We start from the raw sequence: 9,386 nt of genomic DNA, 5'->3' as shown, positions 1-9,386 counted from the left end.
TGAACGACATAACGGACTATTACGCCGCTTTATCCCAAAAGGAACGCCCATAAAGGCTGTGTCAGAAGAAACGATTCAGCGGGCGTTACATTGGTGCAATAATTTACCCCGAAAGCTGTTGAATTACAAAACGCCTCAAGAAGTCTTCATTGAAGAAGTTAATAAAGTTATGGATTTACAGAGTGTTCAATTTCATATTGCAATTTAAGTATTATAAAAATTTATAACATTATAAAAAGTCCTCTACTAGTATACAAGTAGAGGGCTTTTGTATTGATTTATTAGTTGTGTATTTGGTACAATAACATATATCCTTTGTGGGAGAACAAAGTTCTCCCTTTTTTTAATGAAAAGGAAGATAACTATGTCCAAATTAATAGTAAATGCAGACGATTTTGGCCTTCATAGTGCGGTTAATGCTGGTATTCTTGATGGTCATCGTACAGGTATTATTACTAGTACCTCTTTATTAGCAGGAGGAGATGCTTTTACAGAAGCCGTAAGCATGGCAAAAGAAAACCCTAAGTTGGGCATTGGTATTCATATTGCTTTAGTTGGTGGACTAAAACCAGTATGTGATCCAGCTGAAGTTCCTTCACTCGTAACAGCAGAAGGTGTTTTTCCAGAAAGTTATGTTGATTTTATAAAACGCATTTACTCTGGCAAAATCAATTATAGTGAATTACGTAAAGAGATTAATGAACAGATTACACAAATTTCAGACACTGGATTAAAGGTTACTCATATTGACGGTCATCAACATATGCACGTGTTACCTACGGTTTTACCTATTGTGATTGAACAGGCAAAATCCTTTGGTATAAATGCTATTAGAGTACCTGATGAACCTACAAGCTTTATGAACTACATATATTCTCCAACTCGTTTTTTAGGTAAAGTTGGTTTATCAACTGTTGCTGCTAATGCAAGGCCAATAGTACGCAATAACAATATGTTGACCACCCAATACTTCTGGGGAATGGTGAATGGCGGAAATATAGATCAAAAATCATTAATGGGTATTTTGAAAAAGGTAAATAATAATTCTGGTACCCATGAATTGATGGTTCATCCTGGTATTAATAATACAATTCTAGGTAAGCGTTATAATTGGGGATATCACTGGGAAGATGAGTTGCATGCACTATGTTCTAGTCATACCCGATTGTATATAAGACAACATGGTATAGAGCTAATTAATTATGGAGACTTGATATGAGCAAAATGATGAAGAGAGGCATTTTTATGTTTCTCTTGTTATTAGCCGTATCTATAGGAATTATTTACTATACCATCGATTTAGAATCATTAAAAACTATATCGTCTTTTAATAGTGTATCTTTATTGTTGGCAATCGTAGCACTAGCGGCTGGTATGTATTTTGATGGACTCCGCTTGCAACGTCTTGTAAAAATTGGTGGCTACAAACTATCTATCCAAGCGGTACTGCGTGTTATCTTTAGTAACTATTTTATGGCCATGTTAACACCTGGTGCTAGTGGGGGTGCCGTAGCACAAGTACTAGTACTAAAAAGTTATGGTGTACCCATATCTAAAGGTACGCCAATCGTATTAATACGAACCGTATTTTCCATTATGTTTTTAGTCATTATGTTGCCTTTAGTATTTTTACGTGATGCTATTGAGATTCCCTATATTTCACGAGATATGTTGTTGTTATTTGCGGTGCTTGCCGTTATAGCAACTCTACTAGGAACATATATCTTACAGACTAAATATATGAGACAGTTTGTCTATAATTTAGCACAGCGCTTTAAAGCTCATAAAACGAAGGATTGGCTTTCTAAGTTAGAAACGTTAAATCAAGGTCTTGGTTTACTCTATAAAGAGCCAATTCAATCTGTCATAGTATTTTTTGAATCTGGTTTAAGTTTATTATGCTTGTATTGTATTGCACCAGCATTAATGTACGCTTTTACACCAGATATTCCTATCATCGATATTTTAGATCGCATGATTCTATTAAATCTTATTTTATATTTTGCACCAACTCCAGGGGGAACAGGGATTGCAGAAGGACTATTTGTAGTATTGTTTAGTGCCTTTGTACCAAATGGAACAGTTGGTATTGTTGCTGTAGCATGGCGTGTTGTGGCTGAATATTTGCCATTTTTTATCGGTATGTATGCAGTATTAACATTATATGGGCGCCAATTTGTAGCCCAAGAAACTTCAAGAGAACAATAAGGGAGTGTACTCTATGTCTAAACCAAAAAAAGATAAGTTTTATCTGGTGCAAGAAGATATTTTACCAGAAGCGATTAAAAAGACGATCAAAGTAAAAGAAATTCTTAAATTAGGTGAAGTTAAAACAATCAATGAAGCTGTTGAAAAAATGGATTTAAGCCGTTCTGCGTATTACAAATACAAAGACTATGTATTTCCATTCTTTGAAATTGCTCAAGGGAAAATAGTTAGTATTTATGTTTCCATGTCTAATGAATCGGGCATGTTGTCCAGTGTTTTGAAAGCTATTGCTGAGCGTAATGGCAGTATTTTAACAATCAATCAAGATATTCCCTTACAAGGTATTGCAAATAGTAGTATTTCTTTTGAAACAAAGGACTTACAAGGCTCATTAGAAGACTTATTATTGGATATCCGCTCCATGAAGGGCATTATTAAAGTAGAGATTTTAGGCCAAGCATAGGCTAGTTAAGAGAGTAGGACTATTATGACCACTATAAAAATTGCTTTATTAGGTTTCGGTACTGTTGCACAAGGCACGTTCAATTTATTGCAAGATAATGCTGAACTTATTAAAAATCGTACAGGAGTAAATGTTGAAATTTCTAAAATCTATGTGCGTAATCCAGAAAAATATAGCCATATTACTTTGCCTAAAACAGCTCACTATGTAACAAATATTGATGATGTATTACAAGATGAAAATATTCAAATGGTTGTTGAGCTAATGGGCGGTACAACCTTTGCTAAAGAATGTGTTGAGGGTGCTCTAAAAGCAAAGAAAAATGTTGTGACAGCTAATAAAGATTTATTGGCTGAATCTGGTCCATATTTATTAGAGTTAGCTAGTAAGAATGGAGTAGATTTACGTTTTGAAGCTTCTGTATTGGGCGGTATTCCTATTATTCGTACATTGTATGAGTCTTTAGCAGGTAACCGCATTACTGAACTTATCGGTATTATGAATGGTACGACAAACTTTATTTTGACTAAAATGTCTGAAGAAGGTTTAAGTTATCAAGATGTTTTAAAAGAAGCACAAGATTTAGGTTATGCTGAAGCTGATCCTACTGCCGACGTAGAAGGTCTTGATGCAGCTCGTAAGTTAGCTATTCTTGCATCTATTAGCTTTAACCGTCGTATTTTCTTTGAAGATGTAACGGTAGAAGGTATTACAAGTATTGATACAGAGGATATTAAATTCGGTAAAGAGTTTGGTTACAATATCAAATTATTAGGTATTGCTAAAGAAACTTCTCAAGGTTTGTCCCTAAATGTGTATCCTGCATTTATTCCTACCACACATCCATTGGCATCTGTTCGTGGCTCCTATAACGCTATTTATGTTAAAGGTAATGGTATTGACGATGTAATGCTTTATGGTCGTGGTGCAGGTAGCTTACCAACAGGTAGCTCAGTAGTATCTGACATTATGGAAGTAGCTAAAAATGTTTCTTATAATGAAACAGGTCGTTTGAAACCATTCTATTACGATCAAAAAGATATTTACTCTCCAGGTAAAATTCAATCTAGCTACTATTTACGTTTAGCTGTGGATAATAAAACAGGTGTATTAGCAAAAATTTCTGCAAAATTAGCAGAACAAAAGATTTCTGTTCTATCTATCGTTCAACGTAATATGGATCCAGAAACTGCAGTACTGGCTATTGTAACATCTAAATGTCCTAGTTCTTATATTTCAAATCTTATCGATTCCTTTAATAGCTTACGTTCTGTTAAGTCTGTTAATAGTGTAATTCGTATTATGGAAGCTTAAACTATGAACACTGTTCGCGTACAAGTACCTGCCACTAGTGCTAACTGTGGTCCTGGTTTTGATTGCTTAGGTTTAGCCTTAAACCTTTATAATATTTTTAGCTTTACACCCGATGTTAATGCTACAGAATATACATATACTTTTGAGGGCTTCGGTGCAGATATTTTACGCGCCGAAAATCCAAAAAAGAACCTTATTGGTTTTGCAATGGATCAAGTTTTTGCTACAGTTCAAGAACCAATTCAATACGGTCATATTACGTCTGAAACCTTAATTCCACCATCTCGTGGTTTAGGTAGTAGTAGTACGGCTATTGTAGGGGGACTTTTACTTGCGAATGCGTTAGTAAAACATCCTCTTTCAAAGGAAGAGTTACTTGTTATTGCAAATCGCATGGAAGGTCATCCAGATAATGTAGCACCTGCTATTTATGGCAATCTATGCTGTGCAACTGGGTTAAAAACTAAAGTACTTAACACAGTTATTTCTGTACCCTCTGAGTTACATTTTGCTGTTGTAGTACCTGAAGTCATGGTATCTACTGAATATGCTCGTTCTGTTTTACCTAATCATGTGCCATTTAAAGAGGCCGCACAAAACGTAAGTCATGCGTCTTTATTTGTTACAAGCCTTATTACGCATCAATTAAGTAATTTATCTGTCGCATTAGATGATAATTTACATGTACCTTACCGTAAGACCTTGATTCCACATTGTGATAAAGTATTTGAGGCTGCAAAAACTGCTGGTGCTTATGGTGCCACTATTAGTGGTTCTGGTTCTACACTAATTGCTTATGTAGATAAAGCACATGTACAAGATGTCGCCGATGCGATGGGGGCCGTATTTACTGCTAATGGTATTGATAATAAAACCTATTGCTTAGAAGCAGATACAACAGGAGCGTCCATTATATAGTTTATGATATAATTATAGTGTTAGGCACAGTCCATAACTATAATTGGAGGAAACTATGAACAGTATGAAAACAACGCTTTTATTAGCGACTCTAACGGCCATTTTAGTGGTCTTAGGTGATATGATCGGCGGTAGAACAGGCATGATGGCTATGTTCGTTGTATCTATGGGCATGAATTTTATGTCCTATTGGTTTAGCGATAAAATCGTATTAGCTCAATATAATGCTCAACAAGTTACTGCACAATCTAATCCGAAACTATATGGAATGGTAGAAAAATTGGCTAAAAATGGTAATTTACCAATGCCAAAGGTATATATCATTCCTAGTGAAGTGCCTAATGCATTTGCTACAGGTAGAAATCCAAGTAATGCTGCAGTTGCAGTTACTGAAGGTATCCAACGGTTATTAACTGATGATGAATTAGAAGGTGTATTAGGACACGAATTAACACATGTTAAGAATCGCGATACTTTAATTAGTACCATTGCTGCGATGATGGCGGGGGCTATTTCTATGATTGCTCACGTACTTCAATTTTCTGCAATCTTTGGTCGCTCCGATGATCGAGAAGGTTCTAATCCTTTAGCATTAATAGGTGCCATAATTATTGCTCCTATCGCAGCAGGTCTTATTCAGATGAGCATTTCTCGTGCCAGAGAATTCTTAGCTGATGAAGGTGGTGGAGACATGTGTCGTAATCCACTAGCCTTGGCTTCTGCTCTTGCTAAGATCGATTACTATTCTAAACATGGTGCATTGCCGAATGCAAGTAATGCAACAGCCCATATGTTTATTATTAACCCTATGATGGGTATTGGTGAAAGCTTGAGTAATCTTTTTAGTACACATCCTCGTACAGAAGAACGTATTGAAAAGCTAAAAAAACAAGCCATGAATCCTAAATATAAAGAAAAGGCAAAATTCTAATTAATATCTACAGGAGGATATCATGCAAGAAACTTTAGTTTTAATTAAACCAGATGCTGTTAAGCGTCAATTAAGTGGTGAAATTCTTAGTCGCTATGAACGTAAAGGTCTTGTTATTAAAGCGCTAAAATTATTACAGGTACCTCGTGAACTCGCTGAAGAGCACTATGCTGAGCACAAAGAAAAACCGTTCTTTGGTGAATTAGTTGAATTTATTACATCTGGTCCAGTTCTCGCTTTTGTTTTAGCTGGTGAGAATGCAATTGTATCCGTACGTGCTTTAAACGGGGCAACAAATCCTGTAGATGCTGCCCCTGGTAGTATTCGTGGTGACTATGCCTTAACAATGGACGCTAACGTAGTACATGCTTCTGATTCTCCAGAGGCTGCTGCTCGTGAAGTTAGCCTTTGGTTCCCAGAATACAAATAATCTCTAGGTTGAGATCATTTAGCTTTTATTTCTACATCCATGTATATCTATAGGAGGTAATAATATGGCAAGTAGTGTTTATACAAAAACAGGTGATGCTGGTACAACTGGTTTATACACAGGTGAACGTGTACAGAAGTCATCTTTACGCGTAGAAGCTTATGGTACAATCGATGAATTACAAGCTTTCTTAGGCTTGGCTCGCTCCTATGCTGAAAATCCTCGTGTTGCAGCAGAATTATATGATATTGAGCGCAATTTATGGACATTAATGGCCGATATTGCTAGTCTAAATACGGCTCCCGTAATTACTGAGCAACATGTAAAACATTTAGAAAAAGTCATCGATCGCTTCGATGAAAAGCTAGAACCATTATCTAGTTTTGTTATTCCAGGTGAAAAACAATCTTCTTCTTATTTACACGTAGCTAGAACGATTACTAGACGCGCTGAACGTGCTTTATGGCGTGTATTAGATGCCGGTGAAAGTGTTCACGAATCTAATTTAAAATACTTAAATCGTCTATCCGACCTATGCTTTATCATGTGTCGTGTAGAAGAGGAACTTGGAGCTGAATAAATAAAAAAAAGCTATGTATTTTACATAGCTTTTTGCTCGTTATAGACCTTATTGTGAAATCGTTTGATTTAACACATCTTGAGGGCTTGGATAGTAGAAGAAGATATGAGGAATTTCGTAGCGAAATTTCTCTCTTAATAAATCGGCTAGTGTTGCTTCGAAGTTTATAATTTTATCAGCACCAAAATCAAAATCTTCTACTAGTACTAATAGTTGAGGTTCTACTTGTGGTGCATTTTCAGGTAATGCTTCTGGTGGTAGTGGCACATTGACTACTACTCGTACAGTACCAATATATTTTCCTTGTCCATCATCAATGGCAACACGATATGTATTATCCCATAACGTAGCCATCATTTTTAGTTTCATATTCATAATTTCCATAGTATCGCTCCTTTGTTATACTTATAATGATACTGAAATTATAAATTCTTGTATAGGTGCATTATGAAATCCCAAATTATATTGTGTTCCGGTGGAGCACGTAGTGGAAAAAGTGAATTTGCTGAACGTTTAGCACTTGCTACAGCAGGTCGAAAGGCGTATGTAGCAACAGGACAAGCTTTTGATGAAGAAATGATTGATCGTATTAAAAAACATCAAGAGCGACGTGGTGAGATATGGAATAATTTTGAAGTACCATTACATTTAGCTAAAGAATGGCAAAATATTAGCCAAACTGCTGATGTAATTCTTATAGATTGTTTAACTATGTTTACTACTAATCACATGATGGCCCATGGTTCTATACAAGGACAACAAGATGCCAATCAATTAGAGGCTACTGTTCTTACGGAATTAGAAACATTGTTAGCTTCTATAAAATCATGTGAAGGTAAAACAGTTATATTCGTAACTAACGAAATTGGTTTAGGCATTGTGCCTGACAATAAACTTGCTAGATATTTTAGAGACATTGCTGGTCGAGTAAATCGTACTGTAGCAACGGCTGCAGATAAACTATACTTAACAATTAGCGGTGTTACCATTGAATTAAAATCACAGGAGGTTCATATAAATGGCTAAGAAAATCATGTTCCAAGGAACAAGTTCTAATGTAGGTAAAAGTATTCTTTGTACTGCATTATGCCGTATCTTTTACAGAAAAGGTTTTAAAACGGTTCCTTTCAAAGCGCAAAATATGGCCCTCAATTCATACGTTACAAAATGGGGCGATGAAATTGGTCGTGCTCAAGTAGCACAAGCGGAAGCAGCTGGTATTGATCCAATTGTTCAAATGAATCCTGTTTTATTAAAACCAACAGGGAATCAATCATCTCAAGTTGTTTTAATGGGTAAACCAGTAGGCGTCTATAGTGCTAAAGAATACCATACAAAATACTCTTTAACTGCTCTTGATAAAGTAAAAGAATCTATCGATTTCTTAGATTCTAATTTCGATGTTATGGTTATCGAAGGTGCAGGTAGCCCTGCAGAAGTTAATCTTAAAGCTAATGATATTGTTAACATGCGCATTGCAAAAATAACGCAAGCTCCTGTATATTTAATTGCTGACATCGATCGTGGTGGCGCCATTGCGTCTATCGTAGGTACCTTAGAACTACTAGAGCCAGAAGAACGTGACCTCATTAAAGGTATTGTTATCAATAAATTCCGTGGGGATATTAAATTATTAGAACCAGCCCTTACTTTCATTGAAGAAAAAACAGGTAAAAAAGTGGTAGGTGTTATTCCTGCTATTGAAAATCTTGATATTGATGAAGAAGATTCTGTGGCATTAGAAAATAAACGCAATAGTGGTTCTAAAGAAATTCAAGTTGTAGTAATGCAAACACCTAAAATTTCTAATTTTACAGACTTTGATGCTCTTAATTACGAGCCAGATGTATCTGTTCGATTTGTAGGCCCTGGAGATGTTATTGGTAAACCTGATTTAATTATTCTACCAGGTTCTAAAAATACATTGGCAGATTTAACGTATTTACGCGATACAGGTTTTGCTGAGGAAATTAAAAAATTGGCTGCTCAAGGAACTCCAGTTATTGGTGTTTGTGGAGGCAACCAAATGTTGGGTAAAACCATTTATGATCCGCATCATATGGAAGGGGATATTGAGGAGATAGAAGGACTTGGCCTTGTAGAATCTTCAACGACTATGAAGGATCAAAAAACGACGCACCAAGTACAATTTAATGTGTCTAATTTGAAATTCTTAAATGGTACTTTCACAGGTGAAAATTTAGTAGGCTATGAAATCCATATGGGCGACACTACACCATTAGTAGATACAGTAACGCGTTGCTTTACTATTACAAGCCGTAGCGAAGAGGCTGTTAATGTTATCGATGGTTTTATCGATGGCAATCATCAAGTAATGGGCACATATATTCATGGTGTATTTGATAATGATGAGTTTAGACGATTTATTATCAATCAATTGCGTGAACGTAAGGGGTTAGAACCATTAGATGTAGTATTCCATTATTTTGACCATAAAAATGCAGCATATGATCGTTTAGCTGACATTGTGGAGGAACATTTAGATATGGATTATATTATGTCTACCTTGGGTTAGTAGGGG

11 protein-coding genes and 1 pseudogene are annotated in these 9,386 nt (G+C 35.8%); 11 read left to right on the top strand and 1 reads right to left on the bottom strand.

The genetic code is table 11. The features are described from left to right. From KH364_RS03505 to KH364_RS03465, 9 genes and pseudogenes are all read left to right on the top strand, one after another. Window positions 1-208: pseudogene (locus KH364_RS03505) on the top strand (IS30 family transposase); the annotation flags it as partial. A 156-nt stretch (window positions 209-364) separates the two neighbouring features. Beyond that, window positions 365-1,219, top strand: coding sequence for a ChbG/HpnK family deacetylase (locus tag KH364_RS03500; protein WP_273298614.1), 855 nt, complete (start codon window positions 365-367; stop codon window positions 1,217-1,219). Then, window positions 1,216-2,208 carry a lysylphosphatidylglycerol synthase transmembrane domain-containing protein gene (locus KH364_RS03495; RefSeq protein WP_105081151.1) on the top strand — a complete coding sequence of 331 codons (993 nt, stop codon included), beginning with the start codon at window positions 1,216-1,218 and terminating at the stop codon, window positions 2,206-2,208. The genes KH364_RS03500 and KH364_RS03495 overlap by 4 nt, the downstream gene beginning before the upstream one ends. A 13-nt stretch (window positions 2,209-2,221) precedes the next feature. Next, entirely contained in the window at window positions 2,222-2,671 is a 450-nt protein-coding gene (locus KH364_RS03490) for an ACT domain-containing protein (protein ID WP_004695770.1), read from the top strand. A gap of 24 nt (window positions 2,672-2,695) precedes the next feature. Then, on the top strand, window positions 2,696-3,985 hold the full coding sequence (locus KH364_RS03485) for a homoserine dehydrogenase (protein WP_273298613.1): 1,290 nt from the start codon (window positions 2,696-2,698) through the stop codon (window positions 3,983-3,985). A 3-nt stretch (window positions 3,986-3,988) separates the two neighbouring features. Next, window positions 3,989-4,903: a homoserine kinase gene (gene thrB, locus KH364_RS03480; RefSeq protein WP_273298612.1), complete on the top strand. Its 915-nt coding sequence runs from the start codon at window positions 3,989-3,991 to the stop codon at window positions 4,901-4,903. Between the two features lie 55 nt (window positions 4,904-4,958). Beyond that, window positions 4,959-5,834 carry a zinc metalloprotease HtpX gene (htpX, locus tag KH364_RS03475; RefSeq protein WP_009352580.1) on the top strand — a complete coding sequence of 292 codons (876 nt, stop codon included), beginning with the start codon at window positions 4,959-4,961 and terminating at the stop codon, window positions 5,832-5,834. Window positions 5,835-5,856: 22 nt separating this feature from the next. Then, on the top strand, window positions 5,857-6,264 hold the full coding sequence (ndk, locus tag KH364_RS03470) for a nucleoside-diphosphate kinase (RefSeq protein WP_273298611.1): 408 nt from the start codon (window positions 5,857-5,859) through the stop codon (window positions 6,262-6,264). A gap of 64 nt (window positions 6,265-6,328) precedes the next feature. Next, a complete protein-coding gene (locus tag KH364_RS03465; RefSeq protein ID WP_009352615.1) occupies window positions 6,329-6,844 on the top strand; it encodes a cob(I)yrinic acid a,c-diamide adenosyltransferase in 516 nt (171 codons plus the stop codon). Window positions 6,845-6,892: 48 nt separating this feature from the next. Here the strand turns inward: KH364_RS03465 and KH364_RS03460 are convergent, their stop codons facing one another. Beyond that, window positions 6,893-7,228, bottom strand: a complete 336-nt coding sequence (locus KH364_RS03460; protein ID WP_009352614.1) for a hypothetical protein — start codon at window positions 7,226-7,228, stop codon at window positions 6,893-6,895. A gap of 63 nt (window positions 7,229-7,291) precedes the next feature. Between KH364_RS03460 and cobU the strand changes: the two genes are divergently transcribed. Both cobU and KH364_RS03450 read left to right on the top strand, forming a co-directional pair. Further along, on the top strand, window positions 7,292-7,870 hold the full coding sequence (gene cobU / locus KH364_RS03455) for a bifunctional adenosylcobinamide kinase/adenosylcobinamide-phosphate guanylyltransferase (protein WP_273298610.1): 579 nt from the start codon (window positions 7,292-7,294) through the stop codon (window positions 7,868-7,870). Further along, the gene (locus tag KH364_RS03450; RefSeq protein WP_273298609.1) at window positions 7,863-9,380 is read left to right on the top strand and encodes a cobyric acid synthase; all 1,518 of its coding nucleotides are present in this window, start codon (window positions 7,863-7,865) and stop codon (window positions 9,378-9,380) included. Before cobU ends, KH364_RS03450 begins: the two co-directional genes overlap by 8 nt. The last annotated feature ends 6 nt before the right edge of the window (window positions 9,381-9,386 follow it).

Source organism: Veillonella sp. oral taxon 158 (assembly GCF_018376515.1).
Classification (GTDB): domain Bacteria; phylum Bacillota; class Negativicutes; order Veillonellales; family Veillonellaceae; genus Veillonella; species Veillonella rogosae.
The sequence above is the reverse complement of the archived record's forward strand: the minus strand, read 5'-3'. Positions and strand labels throughout refer to the sequence as shown.